The 18,758-nt window shown below is 67.9% G+C and carries 17 protein-coding genes; 5 read left to right on the top strand and 12 right to left on the bottom strand.

Annotation, left to right across the window (positions count from 1 at the left end):
- Window positions 1–15: 15 nt before the first annotated feature.
- Genes E0W60_RS12685 through E0W60_RS12705 form a run of 5 tightly spaced genes read right to left on the bottom strand, consistent with a single transcriptional unit; the run spans window position 16 to window position 5,409 of the window.
- Complete coding sequence (locus tag E0W60_RS12685) at window positions 16–1,506, bottom strand: efflux transporter outer membrane subunit (RefSeq protein ID WP_135704397.1); 1,491 nt, start codon at window positions 1,504–1,506, stop codon at window positions 16–18.
- A 12-nt stretch (window positions 1,507–1,518) separates the two neighbouring features.
- On the bottom strand, window positions 1,519–2,697 hold the full coding sequence (locus E0W60_RS12690) for an ABC transporter permease (protein ID WP_133093674.1): 1,179 nt from the start codon (window positions 2,695–2,697) through the stop codon (window positions 1,519–1,521).
- Window positions 2,694–3,674, bottom strand: coding sequence for an ABC transporter ATP-binding protein (locus E0W60_RS12695; protein ID WP_135704399.1), 981 nt, complete (start codon window positions 3,672–3,674; stop codon window positions 2,694–2,696). The genes E0W60_RS12690 and E0W60_RS12695 overlap by 4 nt, the downstream gene beginning before the upstream one ends.
- Window positions 3,671–4,657 carry an HlyD family secretion protein gene (locus E0W60_RS12700; RefSeq protein WP_135704401.1) on the bottom strand — a complete coding sequence of 329 codons (987 nt, stop codon included), beginning with the start codon at window positions 4,655–4,657 and terminating at the stop codon, window positions 3,671–3,673. Before E0W60_RS12700 ends, E0W60_RS12695 begins: the two co-directional genes overlap by 4 nt.
- Entirely contained in the window at window positions 4,654–5,409 is a 756-nt protein-coding gene (locus E0W60_RS12705; RefSeq protein WP_135704403.1) for a TetR/AcrR family transcriptional regulator, read from the bottom strand. Before E0W60_RS12705 ends, E0W60_RS12700 begins: the two co-directional genes overlap by 4 nt.
- Before the next feature lie 188 nt (window positions 5,410–5,597).
- Here E0W60_RS12705 and E0W60_RS12710 point away from each other — a divergent pair, with 188 nt between their 5' ends.
- Window positions 5,598–6,977, top strand: a complete 1,380-nt coding sequence (locus tag E0W60_RS12710) for a carbohydrate porin (RefSeq protein WP_135706205.1) — start codon at window positions 5,598–5,600, stop codon at window positions 6,975–6,977.
- A gap of 14 nt (window positions 6,978–6,991) precedes the next feature.
- On the opposite strand, the gene queF is transcribed toward E0W60_RS12710, so the two are convergent.
- The gene (gene queF / locus E0W60_RS12715) at window positions 6,992–7,825 is read right to left on the bottom strand and encodes an NADPH-dependent 7-cyano-7-deazaguanine reductase QueF (RefSeq protein WP_133093679.1); all 834 of its coding nucleotides are present in this window, start codon (window positions 7,823–7,825) and stop codon (window positions 6,992–6,994) included.
- A 29-nt stretch (window positions 7,826–7,854) separates the two neighbouring features.
- Window positions 7,855–9,393 carry a threonine ammonia-lyase, biosynthetic gene (ilvA, locus tag E0W60_RS12720; RefSeq protein ID WP_135704405.1) on the bottom strand — a complete coding sequence of 513 codons (1,539 nt, stop codon included), beginning with the start codon at window positions 9,391–9,393 and terminating at the stop codon, window positions 7,855–7,857.
- Window positions 9,394–9,693: 300 nt separating this feature from the next.
- On the opposite strand from ilvA, the gene otsB reads away from it, so the two are divergent.
- The 4 genes from otsB to E0W60_RS12740 all read left to right on the top strand — a co-directional run bounded on the left by otsB (window position 9,694) and on the right by E0W60_RS12740 (window position 14,222).
- The gene (gene otsB / locus E0W60_RS12725; RefSeq protein ID WP_135704407.1) at window positions 9,694–10,521 is read left to right on the top strand and encodes a trehalose-phosphatase; all 828 of its coding nucleotides are present in this window, start codon (window positions 9,694–9,696) and stop codon (window positions 10,519–10,521) included.
- Between the two features lie 13 nt (window positions 10,522–10,534).
- A complete protein-coding gene (locus E0W60_RS12730; RefSeq protein WP_135704409.1) occupies window positions 10,535–12,400 on the top strand; it encodes a glycoside hydrolase family 15 protein in 1,866 nt (621 codons plus the stop codon).
- 61 nt (window positions 12,401–12,461) lie between these two features.
- Window positions 12,462–13,853 (top strand): alpha,alpha-trehalose-phosphate synthase (UDP-forming), encoded by a 1,392-nt coding sequence (gene otsA, locus E0W60_RS12735; RefSeq protein WP_135704411.1) that lies wholly within the window; start codon window positions 12,462–12,464, stop codon window positions 13,851–13,853.
- Window positions 13,854–13,886: 33 nt separating this feature from the next.
- A complete protein-coding gene (locus tag E0W60_RS12740) occupies window positions 13,887–14,222 on the top strand; it encodes a 4a-hydroxytetrahydrobiopterin dehydratase (RefSeq protein WP_084254411.1) in 336 nt (111 codons plus the stop codon).
- Window positions 14,223–14,323: 101 nt separating this feature from the next.
- Here E0W60_RS12740 and E0W60_RS12745 read toward each other — a convergent pair whose 3' ends face one another.
- The 5 genes from E0W60_RS12745 to E0W60_RS12765 are packed head-to-tail and all read right to left on the bottom strand — an operon-like array spanning window position 14,324 to window position 18,670.
- The gene (locus E0W60_RS12745; RefSeq protein ID WP_133093684.1) at window positions 14,324–14,929 is read right to left on the bottom strand and encodes a nucleotidyltransferase family protein; all 606 of its coding nucleotides are present in this window, start codon (window positions 14,927–14,929) and stop codon (window positions 14,324–14,326) included.
- A 23-nt stretch (window positions 14,930–14,952) separates the two neighbouring features.
- Window positions 14,953–15,993, bottom strand: coding sequence for an XdhC family protein (locus E0W60_RS12750; RefSeq protein ID WP_135704413.1), 1,041 nt, complete (start codon window positions 15,991–15,993; stop codon window positions 14,953–14,955).
- Entirely contained in the window at window positions 15,966–16,523 is a 558-nt protein-coding gene (locus E0W60_RS12755) for a CoxG family protein (RefSeq protein ID WP_133093686.1), read from the bottom strand. Before E0W60_RS12755 ends, E0W60_RS12750 begins: the two co-directional genes overlap by 28 nt.
- Window positions 16,514–17,764 carry a vWA domain-containing protein gene (locus E0W60_RS12760; protein WP_135706206.1) on the bottom strand — a complete coding sequence of 417 codons (1,251 nt, stop codon included), beginning with the start codon at window positions 17,762–17,764 and terminating at the stop codon, window positions 16,514–16,516. The genes E0W60_RS12755 and E0W60_RS12760 overlap by 10 nt, the downstream gene beginning before the upstream one ends.
- A gap of 9 nt (window positions 17,765–17,773) precedes the next feature.
- A complete protein-coding gene (locus E0W60_RS12765) occupies window positions 17,774–18,670 on the bottom strand; it encodes an AAA family ATPase (RefSeq protein WP_133093687.1) in 897 nt (298 codons plus the stop codon).
- Between the last annotated feature and the right edge of the window lie 88 nt (window positions 18,671–18,758).

Genomic DNA, 18,758 nt, shown 5'->3' on the forward strand with positions numbered 1-18,758 from the left:
GCGGCGGCGGCGCGCTTACCGGGGCGCCGCCGCCATCGGCGTTTCTTCCTCCTGCCACCACCCACCCCCCAACGCCTGCAGCAGCGCCGCCGAATCCGCCAGCCGGTCGGCGCGCGACTGCGCCAGGTCCAGCGAAGCCTGCCGCGCCTCGCGCTCGGCATCGAGCACGGCCAGCTGGCTGACGCCGCCGAGCCGGTACTGTTCCGACACCACCGTCAGCGTGTCGCGCGCCTGGCGCGCATTGTCGGCGCGCTCGCGCAGCGTCGCGGCGTCGGCCTCGAGCGCGCGCAGCGAATCAGCCACGTCCTGCAAGCCCTGCAGCACGGCCTGCCGGTAGGCGGCCAGTGCCTGCTCGTACGCCGCTTCGGCGGCGCGCTTGCGCGCCTGCAGTTCGCCGCCGCGGAACACCGGCTGCACCAGCCCGGCTGCGAGGCTCCACACATTGAGGCTGCTGAACAGGTCGCGCGCGGCGGTGACCTGGCTGCCGCCGCTGGCGCTCAGCGTGACCTGCGGATAGAGGTTGGCGGTGGCCACGCCGATATCGGCGCTGGCCTGGTGCAGCAGCGCTTCGGCCGCGCGGATGTCGGGGCGGCGCCGCGCCAGCGTGGCCGGCAGGCTGACCGGCAGCGTGTCGGGCAGATGCAGCGCGTCCAGCGTGAATGCGGGCAAGGAGGCGGCTGCCGGAGTCTGGCCGGTGTAGACCGCGAGCTGGTGCCGTGTCGCTTCCAGCTGGCGCTGCAGGCCCGGCACCAGCGCCTGCGTCTGCGCCAGTTGTGCGCGCTGGCGCTGCACGTCGACGCGCGCGACGCCGCCGGCGCGCAGGCGTTCCTCGGCGATGCCGAGCTGGCGCCGCTGGGCTTCGGCCAGCGCCACCGTGTCGGCCAGTTGCGCGCGCAGTCCGGCCTCGCGGATCGCCGCGGTGGCGACGTTGGCGGCCAGCGCCAGCCGCGCCGCTTCCAGCTCGTAGCGCTGGTAGTCGACCGCCGCCTGCAGCCCTTCGAGCTCGCGCCGCTGCCCGCCGAACAGGTCGAGTACATAGGACACCTGCACCGTAGCGCCATACAGCGTAAATGGTCCCGGGCTGGGGATCGTCGAAATGCCCATCGACTGGAAATTGACCTGCTGCCGCGTGGTATTGAGCTGCGCGTCAACCGCGGGCCAGCGCGTGGCGCCAGTGCGCGCGGCAAGGTTTTCCTGCGCCTCGCGCAGCCGCGCGCGCGCCTGGGCCAGCGTGGGGCTGGCGTCGAGCGCCATGCGGATGGTGGCGTCCAGCTCGGCGCTATGGAACAGCGTCCACCATTGCGCCGGCACGTCGGCGCCTGCGGCCAGTGTCTGCGCGTGCGATTGCGGATGGCGATCGCCGCTGTCGGCCGCGACGGTGGCAACCGGTTGCGGGCCCGGCACGTAGCCGGCATCATCGGTCGGCGCGGGGCGGCGGAAATCGGGGCCGACGGCACAGCCGGCCAGCAGCGCGGCAGCGGCCATCAAAGGAAGAAATCGGGTCATGGCAGCAATCCTTCAGTCCAGCGTGCGGCGGTAGAAGCGCACCGCGATCGTCATCACCACCACGATGAACAGCGCCATCGGCCAGACCTGCGGCCATAGCTCGGCCCAGCCGCTGCCCTTGAGCAGGATGCCGCGCACCATGCGGTTGAAATACGTCATCGGCAGGATGTTGCCGATCGCCTGCGCCCAGCCGGGCATGCCCGCAAACGGGAACATGAAGCCCGATAGCAGGATGTTGGGCAGGAAGTAGAAGAAGGTCAGCTGCATCGCCTGCAGCTGGTTCTGCGCCAGCGACGACAGGGTGATGCCCACCGTCAGGTTGGCCGCGATAAACAGCAGCGCCGCGAGGTAGACCGCCGTCACCGAGCCGACGAAAGGCACGCTGAATACCCAGCGCGCGGCCAGCAGCACGATGGTCACCTGGATCAGCCCGATGAAAATGTACGGCACGATCTTGCCGGTCATCACCTCGAGCGGCTGCACCGGCATGGCCAGCAGGTTTTCCATGGTGCCGCGCTCGCGTTCGCGCGTCATCGCCAGCCCGGTCATCATCACCATGGTCATCGACAGGATCACGCCCATCAGGCCGGGGATGATGTTGTACTGGGTCAGGCCCTCGGGGTTGTACAGGCGCTGCACCTGCACGTCGAACGGCGCCTTGCCGCCCGCCAGCGGCGCCAGCGAGCCTTTCAGGTCGTGGGTGCCGACCCTGAATGGCAGCTGCGGCAGCGCGGCGATCGCCTGGCCGGTGGCCGAGGGATCGGTGGCGTCGGCCTCCACCAGCAGCGCGGGGCGTTCGCCGCGCAGCAGCTTGCGCGTGAAATCGGGCGGGATGCTGAGCACGAACTGCACGTCACCCTTCATCAGCGCCTCTCTGCCGGCGGCCTCGTCGGGCAGCGTGGCCACCACCTTGAAATAGGTGGAGTTCTGCATGCTGGCAATGAAGGTGCGGGTGAATTCGCTCTGGTCGGCAGCGATCACCGCGGTCGGCAGGTGGCGCGGGTCGGTGTTGATGGCAAAGCCGAACAGCAGCAGCTGCATGATCGGCAGGCCGACGATCATGCCGAAGGTGACGCGGTCGCGGCGCAGCTGCAGGAATTCCTTCAGCACGATGCTCCACCAGCGCTGGACCGAGAAGCGCGTGCCGTTGGCGCGAGGCTGGCGCGGGTTCCGGATTGCGGCGGCGTTCATGTCGGCTCCTTCGCCTTGCGCGTGTCCATGTTGTCATCGGCCCGGCTCATCATGTGGATGAACACGTCTTCCAGGCTGGTGTGGGCCTGTATCACGCGCCGTCCCGGTCCGGCCAGGCGCTGCAGCGTGCCCGCCAACGCCTGCGCATCGCGCCCGGTGACGTGCAGCGCGGTGCCGAATGCCACGGTCTGTTCCACGCCCGGCGCGCCCTGCAATTGCTCCGACAGCGTGGCGAGGTCGTCGCCTTCCACGCTCCACGTCGACAGTTGCTGGCTGGCCACGACTTCGTCGGCGGTGCCTTGCGCCAGCAGCTTGCCGTAGGCGATATAGGCGAGCTTGTGGCAGCGCTCGGCCTCGTCCATGTAGTGCGTGCTGACCAGCACCGAGATGCCGCGCGCGGCAAGCAGGTGCAGATGCTCCCAGAAATCCCGCCGCGCCTTGGGGTCGACACCGGCGGTAGGTTCGTCGAGCAGCAGCAGTTCCGGCTCGTGCAGCAGACAGGCCGCCAGCGCCAGCCGCTGCTTCCAGCCGCCCGACAAGGATCCCGCCAGCTGTGCCGAGCGCGTCGCCAGGCCCAGGTCTTCGAGCGCGCGGTCGACGGCATCACGCCGGTCCGGCATGCCATACATGCGCGCGACGAAGTCCAGGTTCTCGCGGATCGACAGGTCGTCCCAGTACGAGAACTTCTGCGTCATGTAGCCGACTCGGCGCTTGATTTCGTCGGATTCGGTCAGGATGCCGAAACCCAGGCAGGTGCCTTCGCCCGAATCCGGCGTCAGCAGGCCGCACATCATGCGGATCGAGGTAGTCTTGCCGCTGCCGTTGGGGCCGAGGAAGCCGAAGATCTCGCCGCGCGCGACCTGCATGCTGAGGTCGTTGACCACGTGCTTGTCGCCGAAGTGCTTGTTCAGCCCGCGCACGTCGATGGCAAGTTCCTGCGCGCGGCCGTTGTCAGCGTGGCTGGTTTCCGTGTTCATTGCCGCACCACCTCGACGGGCTGGCCGGGCCGCAGCTTGATGGCATCGGCGGCGGACGGGCGTGCTTCCACCAGGAACACCAGCTTGTTGCGGGTCTCGTTGCTGTAGATCACCGGCGGCGTGAATTCGGCTTCGTTGGCGACATAGGTGATGCTGGCCGCCACCGGCGCGGCGCAGCCATCGCAGCGCACCTGCACGGCCTGCCCGTTGCGCAGCGCGCCGACCACGGCCTCGGGTACGTAGAAACGCACCTTGACGTTGCCGGGCGGCAGCATGCGCACCACCGGGCTGCCGGCGGGCACCCATTCGCCGAGGCGGTAGGGCGTATCGTAGACCAGCCCTGCCTGCGTGGCGGCCACGGTCTTGCGCGACAGCTTCCAGTCCGCCTGCGCCAGCGCGGCGCGCGCCGCGGCCACTTGCGCGGCCTGTGCGGCCTGTTGCGCGTCGCGTCCGGGCAAGCGTGCCACGTCGATATCGCGCTGCAGCTCGCGCACGCGCGCCGCATCGCTGCGCGCCTGGGCGCGCGACTCGTCGAGCTGCGCCTGCGCAATGCCGCCGATCTCGAACTGGCGCTCGTCGCGCCGCAGCGCGGCGGCGCTGCGTTGCGCCTGGGCCTGCGCCTGCGCCAGCTGGGCGCGGCTCACGTCGACTTCGACCGGGCGCTTGCCGGTCTTCATGTCCTGCAGCTGCGCTTCGGCGGCGCGCAACTGGTCTTCGGCCTGCTGGCGCGCGGCGCGTTCGTCGTCGGATTCGAGCGCGAACAGCGCCGCGCCCTGCGCCACCTGCTGGCCGCGCTGCACGGAAAGCGTGTCGAGGCGGCCGGCGAAGGGCGAGGCGACGCTGACGAACTCGCCTTCGATATAGCCTTGCCAGGTGTCGGTGCCGGACTTGCCGCAGCCGGCGGCAAGCAGCGCGGCGCCGAGCAGCGCGGCGATGGGGAGCGCGCGCGCCAGAAGGGGAAGGGGGGAAACAACGGTGTTCATGCAGCGGACTCCGGGGAATGCCTGGGCGCACGGCCCTTCTTTTTTGATGCGGGTGGGGGCGAGGTTCCGGCGCGGTCAGTCGGCGCGGGGGCCAGCCCGTGCGTGAGCAGCGCCGAGACATGGCGCACCAGCGCGTCGGTATCGACCGCTTCGGCACCCGGCAGCCGGCGCCAGATATGGGTGGTGGCCAGCGGCAGCAGCGTCAGGCCCACCAGCGAGGGCATCACCAGCGCGGGCTCCAGCCCGCGGTTGAGCTGCCCATTGGCGATCGCCGCGGCCAGCGGCGCCATCAGCGCGCTGCCGCGCTCCAGCGCGAAGCGTTTCAGCACGCGTTCGCGCAGCGCGCCGTCGTCGCTGGCGACCTCGCGAATCCATAGTCCGGGAAACCAGGGCGTATCCGCCGCGGCGCGGACCAGCCGGGTGGCGATGCCGACCAGCATCGCCAGCGGCTCCGAAACTTCCGGGCCGGTGGCGAAGAACTGTGCGACCAGCGGCTGTACCTTCTCCTCGATCACGGCATCGAGCAGCAGCTCGCGGTCGCTGAAGTAGTAGTGGACCAGCGCGGGCGTGACGCCTGCCTTCACGGCGATGGCCTTGACCGGCGTGCCGGCGACGCCGTGCCGCGAGAACAGTTCGGTGGCGGCATCGAGAATGCGCTCGCGCTGGCCGGGTTGACCCGCGGCAGGGCGGCCGGGTGTGCGACCGGGTGTGCGACGATCGGGCGGATTCGGGGTAGCTGGTTTGCGTGGCATGGGCGTGTGTTGAACCGTGTCGAAAACAATATTAATTTTCGAATTAATTAATTCAAGCCCAGTTACAACGTCGGCATTACCGCACCTGGCTCCGCGGTGGACATGTCATGTGCGCTTGGCTATGCTGCGTGCGCGGCGCCGCGCCGCGCCGCGCCGCCGCCGGCACATCATTCGCCTCCTCTTTGTTCATGCTGTTTTCGCCACTTGCCGCCGCGTACCCGCGCGCCCGACGCAGATTCCGCCGCGCGCTTGCCGCGCTGGCCTGCTGCGCATGCCTGCCGGCGGCCACGGCGCAGCAGGCAACTGCCGCCGACGCCGCCGCGGATGCCGATAGCCCGTTCGCCTTCCACGGCCAGAGCACCTACGTCTGGCAGCGCAAGCCGGCGTTCAACGCCGCCTATTCGGGCCCGAACAGCATTGGCACCGAACGCGCCAAGAGCTACTCCTTCAGCGCGACGCTCGACCTCGGGCTGAAGCTGTGGCGCGGTGCGGAATTCCACTTCAATCCGGAAGCCACGCAAGGCGTGCCGTTCTCAGGCCTGCACGGCCTGGGCGGGCTGTCCAACGGCGAACTGGGCAAGGCGGCCAGCACCAGCCCCGTCTTCTACCGCGCGCGCGCCTTCGTGCGGCAGACCTGGGGCATGGGCGGCGGCAGCGAGGCGCTGGAGGCCGACTTCAACCAGTTCGCACGCACCGTCGACCGCCAGCGCGTGGTGCTGACCGCGGGCAACTTCGGCGTGCTCGACGTGTTCGACCAGAACGAGTTCGGCTCGGACCCGCGCACGCAATTCATGAACTGGTCGTTCATGACGCATGGCGCGTTCGACTATCCGGCCGATGCGCGCGGCTATACCTGGGGCGTGTCGCTGGAATACATCGGCGACGGCTGGTCGGCGCGCATCGGGCGCTTCCTGCAGCCGCTGGAATCGAACGGGCTGGAGCTCGATACGCGCATGTTCGAGCACTACGGCGACATCATCGAGCTGGAGAAGCGCTACCAGCTCGCGGGCCGGCCCGGCGCCGCGCGGCTGCTGCTGTTCCGCAACAAGGCGCGCATGGGCGCGTTCAGCGATGCGATCCAGTTCGGCATCGCCAACAACACCACGCCGGACCTGGCCGAGGTGCGGCGCGAGCACGCCAAGACGGGCGTCGGCGTGACGCTGCTGCAGGAGGTGTCGGATTCGCTGGGAGTGTTTGCGCGCGCCAGCCTGTCGGATGACAAGACCGAGACCTATGCCTTTACCGAGATCGGCAGGCAGGTGTCAGGTGGCGGCGTGATGAAGGGGGATGCATGGGGACGTGCCCGCGATGCGCTGGGCGTGGCGGTCGCGATCAATATGCTGGGCGGCCAGCATCGCAACTATCTTGCCGCGGGCGGGCAGGGCGCCTTTCTTGGTGACGGTGCGCTGCGTTATGGCCCCGAGCAGATCCTGGAGATCTACTACAGTTTCCAGCCGGTGAAATACCTGAGCATCAGCCCGGACTTCCAGTTCGTGCGCAATCCCGGCTACAACCGGGACCGCGGGCCGGTGAAGTTCTATGGGGTGAGGTTTCACGGGGAGTTCTGACTCCCCGTCCAGCCTTATTGCCGCGCGTTGCGCTTGTTGTCCGGCCAGGCCGTATTGAAGTTGGTCCGGAACGGATTGATATCCAGCCCCCCGCGCCGCGTGTAGCGCGCATACACCGCCAGCTTCACCGGCTTGCATTGCCGCAGCACGTCCATGAAGATCCGCTCGACGCATTGCTCATGGAACTCGTTGTGGTTGCGGAACGAGATCAGGTACTTGAGCAGCGCTTCCTGGTTGATCGGCGCGCCGACGTAGCGGATCTGCACGCTGCCCCAGTCGGGCTGCCCGGTGACCAGGCAGTTGGACTTGAGCAGGTGCGACACCAGCGTTTCTTCCACCGGCGTTTCCTCCTGGTTGGCGAACAGCAGTTCGGGCGCGGGCTCGTAGCGGTCGACCTCGATGTCGAGCCGGTCCAGCAGCAGGCCGTCGAGCTCGCCCATTTGTTGCTTGCCAAGATCTGCCTCCGTCACCAGCCGCACCTGCACCGTGCCGCCGGTGGCTTCGGACAGGTCGTGGTGCAACAGCTGCTGCAGCGCTTCCGGCGAAGCGATCCTGGTCTGGTTGAACGAGTTCAGGTACAGCTTGAACGACTTGGACTCGACGATGTTGGGCGTGTCCGACGGGATGATGAAGGTGGCCAGCGCCACCTGCGGCTTGCCCTTCAGGTTCAGCCACGACAGTTCGTACGCGTTCCAGATGTCGACGCCGAAGAACGGCACCGGCTTGCCTTCGGGCAGGCCGATCTCGGTGCGCTTGGGCTGGCGCGGGATCGGGAACAGCAGCGAGGCGTCGTATTCGGTCTTGTAGGCCGAGGGCTTGCCCAGCGGCGAGTGTTCGGGGAGGCTCATGGGGCGCTCGGAAGGAAGCGGGACAGCAATCAGGACAGGAACAGCTTGTACACCGGGTTGTCGGTTTCGTCCCAGTGTACGTAGCCCAGCGTCGAAAGGAAGGCGCGGAAGGCGCGCTTTTCGTTCTTCGGCACCTGGATGCCGACCAGGATGTTGGAGGTGTCCGCCCCCTGGTTGCGGTAGTGGAACAGGCTGATGTTCCAGTTCGGGCTCATGCTCGACAGGAACTTCATCAGCGCGCCCGGGCGCTCCGGGAACTCGAAGCGGTACAGCAGTTCGTCATGCGCCAGCGCCGAGCGGCCGCCGACCATGTAGCGGATGTGCTGCTTGGCCAGTTCGTCGTTGGACAGGTCGAGCGTGTCGAAGCCATGCTTGCGGAAGCTGGCGGCGATCTTGTCGTTCTCGGCGCGGCTGGCGATCTGCACGCCGACGAAGATATGCGCCATGCTGGTGTCGGCGATGCGGTAGTTGAACTCGGTCACGCTGCGCGTGCCGACCAGCTCGCAGAAGCGCTTGAAGCTGCCGCGCTCCTCGGGGATGGTCACGGCGAACACGCCTTCGCGCGCCTCGCCCACCTCGGCGCGCTCGGCGACAAAGCGCAGGCGGTCAAAGTTCATGTTGGCGCCGCAGGCGATCGCGACCAGGTGCTGGCCCTTGAGCTTCTCGCGCTCGGCATACGCCTTCAGGCCCGCCACCGCCAGCGCGCCGGCCGGCTCCAGGATGCTGCGGGTGTCCTGGAACACGTCCTTCACGCCTGCGCAGATGGCATCGGTGTCGACCAGGATGATGTCGTCGACCAGCTCGCGCGTGATGCGGAAGGTTTCCTTGCCGACCAGCTTGACCGCGGTGCCGTCCGAGAACAGGCCCACTTCCTTCAGCTCGATGCGCTTGCCGGCATCGACCGAGCGCTTCATCGCATCCGAGTCCACGGTTTGCACGCCGATCACCTTGATCTCCGGACGCACTGCCTTGATGTAGGCGGCGACGCCGGAGATCAGCCCGCCGCCGCCGATGGCGACGAACACCGCATGGATCGGGCCCGGGTGCTGGCGCAGGATTTCCATGGCGATGGTGCCCTGGCCCGCGATCACTTCGGGATCGTCGAACGGGTGGATGAAGGTCAGCTTGTGCTTCTTCTCCAGCTCGGCGGCGTGGTGGTAGGCATCGCTGTAGGACTCGCCGTGCAGCTCGACCTGGACCCACTGGCCGCCGCGCTCGCGCACCGCGTCGATCTTTACCTGCGGCGTGGTCACCGGCATGGCGATGATGGCCTTGCACTGCAGCCGGGCCGCGGACAGCGCCACGCCCTGGGCGTGGTTGCCGGCCGACGCCGCGACCACGCCGCGCTTGAGTTCCTCCGCCGTGAGCGAGGCCATCTTGTTGTACGCGCCGCGCAGCTTGAACGAGAACACCGGCTGGGTGTCTTCTCGCTTGAACCAGACCGAGTTGCCGGTGCGAGCCGACAGCTGGTGCGCATAGGTCAGTTCGGTTTCCTGCGCCACGTCGTAGACCTTGGCGGTCAGGATTTTCTTCAGGTAGTCGGGGCGGGCGGCGGACGAGCGGGTCATGGTGTCAGGGCAGGGGCCGCGGGGGCGGCGCAAAAAAACCGGAAATTCTGGCGGAAACCGTCAATGATAAAGGATGGCGGCGCCGCGCACCCCACTGGGGCAGCCCAACCGTCGCCCGCGGAAGTTAGCGCGGGACGGATGTGGCCGTGCCTTGAAGTGGTGGGGAAGGCACTGGCGGCGGGGCCCGGAACGATGCGCCGGGGCTGGCCCCGGACTTGCATCGGCTGACGATTGCGCTCCCGCCATGTAGGACTGCGCCCGGTGGACGCCGGTCAAAACGACGTGTTACGGTGTAACGCGATGCCTCAGCTACCGCTTATCGAACCCAATACCGCGCTGTTTCTCGACTTCGACGGCACGCTGGCCGACCTCGCGCCGCGGCCCGAACTGGTGCAGGTGGAACCTGAACTGGTCGGCACGCTGCGTACGCTCTACCAGCGGCTGGACGGCGCGCTCGCCGTCATCTCCGGCAGGCCCATCGTCGAGCTGGACCATTTCCTGCAGCCATTGCAGTTGCCGGCGGCCGGCATCCACGGGGCGGAATTCCGCACCGACGGCGGCATGGTGTCCCAGACACCCGCGCCGGCCCTCGAGCCGTTGATCCCACACCTTGAAGCGCTCGTGCACGCCTACCCGGCGTTGCGGCTGGAGCGCAAGTCCGTCGCCGTTGCCATCCACTACCGCCAGGCACCCGAGCTGGCCGGCCTCGTCGATGCCGCGGTCACTGACGTATTGCGCCACGCGGTCGGGCTGGAAGCGCTGCCCGGCAAGATGGTGGTCGAGATCAAGCCCGCCGGCGTCGACAAGGGCGATGCCATCGCCGCCTTCATGAAGTCGGCGCCGTTCTGCGACCGCACGCCGCTGTTTGCCGGCGACGACATGACCGACGAGCCCGGCTTTGCCGCCGTGCGCAAGCTCGGCGGGCTGGGCGTGCTGGTGGGCCGGCGCGAGACCGTGGCCGGCGTCTGCGTGGAAGGGCCCGCTGCGCTGCGCTGCTGGCTGCACCGCTCGGCGCGGGCGCTGGATCAATCCGCGCGCGCCGCCGGCCAGCCCGCCGCGGTGCCGCACGAGGCCGAGCCAGGCCGCGAAGGCGCACCGCGCCACAACCCCTATCCGACAGCATCCTGAGGGAGGTATTGCTGTGACCAATACGAGCAGCCCCAGCGAGCTGGGAAAGCCGCCGAGCGAAGGCGTGAACAAGACCGTGGACGGCAACTGCCGGCATGCCGAGGGCTCGCTCTCGCTGGGCATGATCGGCAACTGCGCAATCTCCGCGCTGGTGGATTGCCGCGGGCGCATCGTCTGGTCGTGCCTGCCGCGCTTTGACGGCGATCCCGTCTTCAACGCACTGCTTGACCCGAGCGAGAACGCCGGCCATTTCTCGATCGAGATCGAGGACTTCCACAGCGCCAGCCAGTGGTACGAACCCAACACCGCGGTGCTGCGCACGCGGCTGAGCGACACGCACGGCAACTGCCTTGAGATCACCGACTTCGCGCCGCGCTTCTTCCGGCTGGGCCGCTATTTCCGGCCGACCACGCTGATCCGGCGCATCCGTCCCGTGCGCGGCGCGCCGCGCGTGCGGGTGGTGGTGGCGCCGCGCTTCGAATGGGGCCGCAAGGCGCCGGAGATCTCGCGCGGCAGCAGCCACGTGCGCTACATCGGCGAATCGATGACGCTGCGCATGACTACCGATGCGCCGCTGGCCTACGTGCTGTCGCACACGCCGTTCCTGGTCACGCGCGGGCACAACTTTATCCTGGGCCCCGACGAGACCCTGGCGCATGGCGTGGAAGAGATCGCGCGCGACTTCGAGCAGGAAACCACCGCCTACTGGCGCCTGTGGAGCCGCCGGCTGGCGGTGCCGCGCGAATGGCAGGACGCGGTGATCCGTGCCGCCATCACGCTGAAGATGTCGCTGTACGAAGAGACCGGCGCCATTGTCGCGGCAATGACCACCAGCATCCCCGAGGCGCCGGGCAGCGGCCGCAACTGGGACTACCGCTTCTGCTGGCTGCGCGACGCGTTTTTCGTGGTGCGCGCGCTCAACAGCCTGTCCGAGGTCGGCACCATGGAGGACTACCTGCGCTGGCTCTCCAACGTGGTGATGCAGTCGCAGGACGGACATATCCAGCCGCTGTACGGCATCGGCCTGGAACGCGAGCTGCCCGAAAGCATGCTCGACCACCTGCCCGGCTACCGCGGCATGGGGCCGGTGCGCGTGGGCAACCAGGCGCAGGAACACTTCCAGCATGACGTCTATGGCAACGTGGTGCTGGGCGCGGCGCAGGCCTTCCATGACCACCGGCTGCTGCACCGCGGCGGCCCGGCCGAGTTCCGCCGGCTGGAAGAGGTGGGCGAGCAGGCGGTGAAAGTCTTTGGCACCCCCGACGCCGGCATGTGGGAACTGCGCACGCGTGCCCGCGTGCATACCTCGTCGGCGCTGATGAGCTGGGCTGCATGCGACCGGCTGGCCAAGGTCGCGGAAAAGCTGCAGATCACGACACGCGCGGCGTACTGGCACGACCATGCCAACCGCATGAAGGAACAGATCCTGGCCGAGGCCTGGAGCGAATCGCGCCAGGCCTTTGCCGAAAGCTTCGGCGGGCGCGAGCTCGACGCCAGCGTGCTGCTGATGGCCGAGGTCAACTTCATCGATCCGCGCGACCCGCGCTTTATCGCCACGGTGAAGGCGCTGGAGACTTCGCTGTGCGACGGGCCGTATATGCGCCGCTACGAGGCCCCCGACGATTTCGGCAAGCCCGAGACCGCGTTCAATATCTGCACCTTCTGGCGCATCGACGCGCTGGCGCGCATCGGCCGGCGCGACGAGGCGCGCGAGATCTTCGAGGCGATGCTCGCCGCGCGCAACCCGCTCGGCCTGCTCTCCGAGGACACCCATCCCGTGACCGGCGAGATGTGGGGCAATTTCCCGCAGACCTACTCGATGGTCGGGCTGATCAATGGCGCGATGCGGCTGTCGGCGCCGTGGGACACGGTGATCTGACCTCGCACCCGCGTTCCCGGCATCTCGCACGGCAAGAACAAAGGAATCCAGAAAACAACATATGCCGAGACTTGTAGCGGTATCCAACCGTGTCGCAGATCCGCGCAACGTGGCCGCCGGCGGCCTTGCCGTGGCGCTTTCCGAAGCCTTGCGCCAGACTGGCGGGATGTGGTTTGGCTGGAGCGGCAAGGCGCTGGAAGCAGCGCAGGGCGGCACCCCCGGTGAAGGCGAACTGCACCTGCAGCAGGCCGGCAACGTGACGCTGGCCACGGTGGACCTGAGCCGCGAAGACCACGACGCGTATTACCTGGGCTACAGCAATGGCGTGCTGTGGCCGGTGTTCCACTACCGGCTCGACCTCGCCGACTTCGATTCCAACTTCCTCAACGGCTACCGCCGGGTGAACCAGCTGTTCGCGCGCAAGCTGGCGCCGCTGCTCAAGCCCGACGACGTCATCTGGATCCACGACTACCACCTGATCCCGCTGGCGTCCGAGTTGCGCGCGATCGGCTGCGGCCAGAAGATCGGCTTCTTCCTGCACGTGCCGCTGCCGCCGCCGCTGATCCTGGCGGCCATCCCGCAGCATGAGTGGCTGATGCGCGCGCTGTTCGCGTACGACCTGCTCGGCTTCCAGAGCCACGCCGACGTGGAGCACTTCTCGCGCTACGTGCAGGCCGAGGCGCAGGCCGAGCCGATGGGCGAGCACCGCTACCGGGCCTTCCATCGCACGGTGCGGGCGCAGGCGTTCCCGATCGGGATCGACGTGGATGAGTTCATCACACTCGGCCGCGGCGAGGAGGCGCAGGAAACCTACGAGATGATGTGCGCCCAGTACGCGCGCCGGCGGCTGCTGCTCGGCATCGACCGGCTCGATTACTCAAAGGGACTGCCGCAGCGGCTGAAAGCGTTCTACCGGCTGCTGGCGGAATATCCGGAAAACCGGATGAGCGCCACACTGGTGCAGATCGCCGCGCCGTCGCGCGAGTCGGTCGATGCCTATGTGGACCTGCGCAGCGCGATGGAGCAGTTGACTGGCGCGATCAATGGCGAGTTCGGCGAACTGGACTGGATGCCGGTGCGGTATATCCATCGCACTACCGCGCGCAAGCGGCTGCCTGGGCTGTGCCGCGCGAGTCGCGTGGCGTTGGTGACGCCGCTGCGGGACGGGATGAACCTGGTGGCCAAGGAATTCATTGCCGCGCAGGATCCGGAGGATCCGGGGGTGCTGGTGTTGTCGCGATTTGCCGGCGCGGCGGAGCAATTGAAGGAGGCGCTGCTGGTGAATCCCTACGATACCCGCGCGACTGCGCAGGCGATCCAGCAGGCATTGCACATGCCGCTGGCCGAGCGCCAGTCGCGGCACCAGAAGCTGCTGGAGCGGATTCGGGCGCAAGATGTGCACTGGTGGAGTAGTGAATTCTTGCGCGCGCTGGCTGAGACCGAGGGCGGTTGAGGTTTTAGCTGCCTGCCTGTTTAGGAGTGGGCTATGAGTGAGGATCTGGCATCGCAAACATGCACGCCATGTCGTGGCGGCGTCCCGCCGCTGACGCCTGATGAGGCTGAGGCGTTATTGCCGCAGGCGCCTGGATGGGATCTGGTGGATGGGGCTACTCGGTTGGAGAGGCGATTTTCATTTGCCAACTTTGCCGAGGCATTGGCGTTTGTTGATCGCGTCGGGCAGCTGGCGGAAGAGCAGGGGCATCATCCGGAGATCAGTTTTGGATGGGGGCATGCTACGGTTTCCTGGCGGACCAAGAAGATCAAGGGGTTGCATCGGAATGATTTTATTATGGCGGTGAGGAGTGGGGAGTTGGTGGGATAGGGTTCTTGCTGACAGCCCCTGACGTTGCCCGCTGCGGCCTGCATCTGGTGGATATTTGATGTGCCCTGTTCCGCCCTTTTGGGGCGGAACAGGGGGTAAACTCATTCCATATCCCCAGGCGTATCAATATCCCGAAACGCCCCCTCATCCTCCGTCAATATCCTCGTCACCGGCTTATCCTTGAGAAAGGCCCGCGCCCCTTCATCCCCATCGAGCCTCAGCAAGTCATCGCGCCAGGCAGCCCCAAAGCCGACAGGATGCCCGCGCTTCCCATCCCGCCACGGCGCAGCAATGATTTCCGGCGCGGTAATCGTCAACGCCACCGCCCGCACCAGTTCCATCGGTAGCCACGGCATATCGGCAAGCGCAACCACCCATCCCCGCGCCTCAGGCGTAGCCGCCACCGCCGCGCGCAGCGCTGCGCCCATGCCTTGCTCGGCCTCGGCCGATTCGAGCACACGGCAACCGCCGCGCCTCAGCTCTTCCGCCAGCGCCGGATTACCCGGCCGGATCACCGCAATCGAATCCGGCAACGCCGCGGCCAGCGTACGCGCACTGCGCCAGGCGACAGTGCGTCCACCAGGCAATACTTCCAGCAACTTGTTCCGTTTGCCGGCAGCATCGAAGCGCCGGCCAAAACCCGCGGCCAGCAAAATCCCGGTAGGCAGGTCGGTGCGAAGCAAGGGAGCATTGGGGGCGGCAGTCATGGCGGGCGCTCCGTTATCACGCGTCAGGTCGACGGATCAGGAGAAACATCGCAGCTGCTGCCGGTGCCGGCAGCCATCTCGCGCGCGGCCTTGGCGCCTTCCACCTGCAGGATGTCCGGCAGCGACACATGGTTCTTGGCTGCAACCACTTCCGCCAGGATCGAGATGGCGATTTCCGGCGGCGTACGGCTGCCAATGTAGATGCCAACCGGCCCATGCAGCCGCGCCAGCTGCAATTCGGTCAGATCGAATTCCTTGAGCCGCTCGCGCCGCGCCTGGTTGTTGCGGCGCGAACCCAGGGCTCCCACATAGAAGGCCCTGGTGCGCAGCGCTTCCATCAGCGCCAGGTCATCCAGCTTGGGATCGTGCGTCAGCGCAATCACCGCGCAGCGCTCGTCCAGTTTCATGTCCATCACCGTGTCGTCCGGCATGGTGCGGACCATGGTCACGCCGGGGATATCCCAGGTCTCCGTGTATTCCTCGCGCGGATCGCACACGGTGACCTGGAAGCCCAGCCCCACGGCGATCTGGCACAAGTATTTCGACAGCTGCCCCGCGCCGATTACCAGCATGCGGTAGCGCGGGCCGTGGATGGTCAGCAGCGTCCTGCCGTCGAAGACCAGCCCGTCGGTGGCACTGGCCGGTCCCAGCGTGGCCGCGCCCGTAGCCATGTCGAGCGTGCGCGCGACCAGCCGGCCGTTTTCCACGGCGTCGAGCAATTCGGCAATGCCGCTGGCCGGCTTGAGCGGCTCGGTGACCAGTTCGATGGTGCCGCCGCACGGCAGCCCGAAGCGGTGGGCTTCCTCGGCGCTGATGCCGTACTTGATGGCTTCCGGGTGGTCTGACGTAATGCCTTGCCGGCGCACGCGGTCGATGATGTCGTCTTCGATGCAGCCGCCCGAGACCGAGCCGACCACCAGGCCATCATCACGCACCGCCAGCATCGCGCCCTCGGGGCGGGGCGACGAGCCCCAGGTGCGCACTACCGTGACCAGCAGCACGCGATGGCCCTGTTGCTGCCAGTGCACGCTGTTCTTCAGGACTTCGAGATCCACGCTGTCCATGATCGTTTCCGCTTCGGTTCCTCTGTCTGTCCATTTTCGCCCGCGGCTGCGGCGGGGGCGCCCTCGGCCGCTGGCGTTTCCTGTGTGGTGTCCGGTGTAACCGCCTCGGTGAAGCGCGCAAAGAAGGTATCCGCCAGCTTGCGTGCCGCGGCGTCCACCAGCCGCGAGCCGATCTGTGCGATCTTGCCCCCCACATGGGCGTCGACGGCGTATGTCAGCACGGTCTCGTCGCCATCAGGTTCCAGCTTCACGCGGGCGGTCCCCTTGCCGAAGCCGGCCGCGCCACCCTGGCCGTCGAAGCGGATGGTGTAGCTGTCCGGAGCCTGGATTTCCTCCAGCGCCATGCGGCCCTTGAAGCGCGCCTTGACCGGGCCCACCGCGGCCGTCATGGCCACCAGGTAGGCATTGTCGCCGTCGGGCTCGATACTCTCACATCCCGGGATGCATTGCTTGAGCAGCTCCGTGTCGTTGAGCGCTTCCCATGCCACCTGCTGGGGAATCGGCAGGCGCTGGCTCTGGTTCATTTCCATGGCGGGGCTTCCTTTCTTGGTGGGTTGGGGGCGCTGGCCCGCGTGGGGCCGCCCTGGTCGGACAGCAGGGATTCGAGCGCCAGCAAGCTATCCAGGTTGTGCGCGGGGCGCAGCGCGTCGACATGCGGCAGGATCGCCTGCACGCCGCGCGCCTGCGGCGTGAATCCAGGGTAGCGCAGCAGCGGGTTGAGCCAGACGATGCGGTGCGCAAAGCGGCGCAAGCGAGCCATTTCGTCGCCGAGCAGGTCGATATGCTCGTGGTCGAGCCCGTCGGTGACCAGCAGCACCGTGGCGCGGCCGGACAGCGTGCGGCGCGCCCAGTGGCGGTTGAAGCTCGCCAGCGCGGCACCGATGCGGGTGCCGCCGGCCCAGTCGCGCACCTGGCCTGTGATCATGGCGACGGCTTCGTCTGGGTCGCGTTCGCGCAGCGAGCGGGTGATGTTGGTCAGCCGCGTGCCGAACAGGAACACCGACAGCCGCTCGCGTGACTGAATCAGCGCATGGCAGAAGTACAGCACCGCGCGCGAGTACTGGCTCATCGAGCCCGAGATGTCTAGCAGCAGCACCAACGGCGGCTTGCGCTCGGCGTGCTTGCGGAATTTCCAGCGCAGCCATTCGCCGTGCTGGCGCACCGCCAGGCGCGCGCTGGCGCGCAGGTCGGCGTGCGTGCCGCAGGTGGCGGCGCGCAGCCGGCGCGTGCGCTGCAGCGCAAGGTGGGTGCGGCGGGTGCGCACCAGATGCTGCAGGGCACGCCATTCCTGCGCGGTCAGGGTTTCGAAGTCGCGCTGCGCCAGGCGTTCCTGGTCGGAGAAGGTCAGCGGCACGTGGATGCGTTCCGCCTCGGTCTGCGCCGGGCGCGACGGCATTTCCGGCTGGCGCGCGGCCAGCGCATCGGCAAGGCGGTTGCTGCGCCTGGGCGGCGGCGCGCCCGCGTCGACACGCGGCAGCAGCAGCGCGCGCAGCTTGCCTTCCCAGTCGGGGTCGCGCCAGAACAGGTCGAAGGCGGCGTCAAAAAGTGGCCGCTGGTCGGGGCCGGATAGCACCAGTGCCGCGAGCGCGGCGCGCACGTCGTCGCGCCGGCCGATGTCGAGCAGGCGCAGCGCGGCCAGTGCATCGACCGCGTGCGCCGGCGACAGGGCAAAGCCGCCGTCGCGCAGCAGGCGCATGAAGTGGGTGACGTTGCGCGCCAGCACCGGCAGTCCTGCATGCGGACCGCCGCTGCGCGCCGCGGCGTGCAGCATGGGCACGGCTTAGCCTCCGGGCGCGGCGCCCGCCAGCAGTTCTGCCACGGTGGGGCCGTCGACGCGCGCCAGGTCGTCCTGGTACTTGAGCAGCACGCCCAGCGTGTCGCGCACCGACTGCGGGTCGAGCTCGGTCACGCCCAGCGCCGCCAGCGCGCGGCACCAGTCGATGGCCTCGGCGATGCCAGGCGCCTTGAACAGGTCGATGCCGCGCAGCCGGTGCACGAAGTCGATCGCCTGCGCCTGCAGCGCGGCGGCGGCCTCGGGCGCGCGCGCGGCGACGATCTGCAATTCACGGTCGCGGTCCGGATAGCCAACCCATTGGTACAGGCAGCGGCGCTTGAGCGCGTCGTGGACCTCGCGCGTGCGGTTGGAGGTGATCACGATCAGCGGCGGGCGCTCGGCGCGGATCACGCCGATTTCGGGGATCGAAACCTGGAATTCGGACAGCACCTCGAGCAGGAAGGCCTCGAACGGTTCGTCGGCGCGGTCGATCTCGTCGATCAGCAGCACGCGCGGCAAGCCCGGTGCGGCGGGATCGGGCAGCAGAGACTCCAGCAGCGGGCGCTTGAGCAGGTAGTCGTCGTGGTACAGCGATTGCGCCTCGGGCCGCTCGCCGCGGGCTTCGGCCAGGCGCAGCGCCATGATCTGGCGCGGGTAGTCCCATTCGTACAGCGCGCTGGCGGCGTCGAGTCCCTCATAGCACTGCAGACGCAGCAGACGGGTGCCGAGGACGCCCGCCATGGCTTGCGCCAGTGCGGTCTTGCCGACGCCGGGCTCGCCTTCGAGGAACAGCGGGCGCTGCATGCGCAGGGCGAGGTAAAGCACCGTGGCGGTTTCGCGGTCGGCGAAATATTGCTGGTGTTCGAGTCTGGCGAGGGTGTCGTCGATGGAGGTGGGGAGCATGGGGCGATCTATATTGCCGACGTGCCTCGCACGCCGGTGGTTTGCTCCTCTCTCCAACTTGTGGGAGAGAGGCGGGGGTGAGGGCGGG

The sequence above is a fragment of the Cupriavidus oxalaticus genome (genome assembly GCF_004768545.1).
GTDB lineage: Bacteria > Pseudomonadota > Gammaproteobacteria > Burkholderiales > Burkholderiaceae > Cupriavidus > Cupriavidus oxalaticus_A.

Excerpts from the sequence above, each read along its gene's own strand:
- E0W60_RS12685 (WP_135704397.1), bottom strand. The coding sequence starts at position 1,506 with ATGACCCGATTTCTTCCTTTGATGGCCGCTGCCGCGCTGCTGGCCGGC.
- E0W60_RS12690 (WP_133093674.1), bottom strand. The coding sequence starts at position 2,697 with ATGAACGCCGCCGCAATCCGGAACCCGCGCCAGCCTCGCGCCAACGGC.
- E0W60_RS12695 (WP_135704399.1), bottom strand. The coding sequence starts at position 3,674 with ATGAACACGGAAACCAGCCACGCTGACAACGGCCGCGCGCAGGAACTT.
- E0W60_RS12700 (WP_135704401.1), bottom strand. The coding sequence starts at position 4,657 with ATGAACACCGTTGTTTCCCCCCTTCCCCTTCTGGCGCGCGCGCTCCCC.
- E0W60_RS12705 (WP_135704403.1), bottom strand. The coding sequence starts at position 5,409 with ATGCCACGCAAACCAGCTACCCCGAATCCGCCCGATCGTCGCACACCC.
- E0W60_RS12710 (WP_135706205.1), top strand. The coding sequence starts at position 5,598 with ATGCTGTTTTCGCCACTTGCCGCCGCGTACCCGCGCGCCCGACGCAGA.
- queF (WP_133093679.1), bottom strand. The coding sequence starts at position 7,825 with ATGAGCCTCCCCGAACACTCGCCGCTGGGCAAGCCCTCGGCCTACAAG.
- ilvA (WP_135704405.1), bottom strand. The coding sequence starts at position 9,393 with ATGACCCGCTCGTCCGCCGCCCGCCCCGACTACCTGAAGAAAATCCTG.
- otsB (WP_135704407.1), top strand. The coding sequence starts at position 9,694 with ATGCCTCAGCTACCGCTTATCGAACCCAATACCGCGCTGTTTCTCGAC.
- otsA (WP_135704411.1), top strand. The coding sequence starts at position 12,462 with ATGCCGAGACTTGTAGCGGTATCCAACCGTGTCGCAGATCCGCGCAAC.
- E0W60_RS12740 (WP_084254411.1), top strand. The coding sequence starts at position 13,887 with ATGAGTGAGGATCTGGCATCGCAAACATGCACGCCATGTCGTGGCGGC.
- E0W60_RS12745 (WP_133093684.1), bottom strand. The coding sequence starts at position 14,929 with ATGACTGCCGCCCCCAATGCTCCCTTGCTTCGCACCGACCTGCCTACC.
- E0W60_RS12750 (WP_135704413.1), bottom strand. The coding sequence starts at position 15,993 with ATGGACAGCGTGGATCTCGAAGTCCTGAAGAACAGCGTGCACTGGCAG.
- E0W60_RS12755 (WP_133093686.1), bottom strand. The coding sequence starts at position 16,523 with ATGGAAATGAACCAGAGCCAGCGCCTGCCGATTCCCCAGCAGGTGGCA.
- E0W60_RS12760 (WP_135706206.1), bottom strand. The coding sequence starts at position 17,764 with ATGCTGCACGCCGCGGCGCGCAGCGGCGGTCCGCATGCAGGACTGCCG.
- E0W60_RS12765 (WP_133093687.1), bottom strand. The coding sequence starts at position 18,670 with ATGCTCCCCACCTCCATCGACGACACCCTCGCCAGACTCGAACACCAG.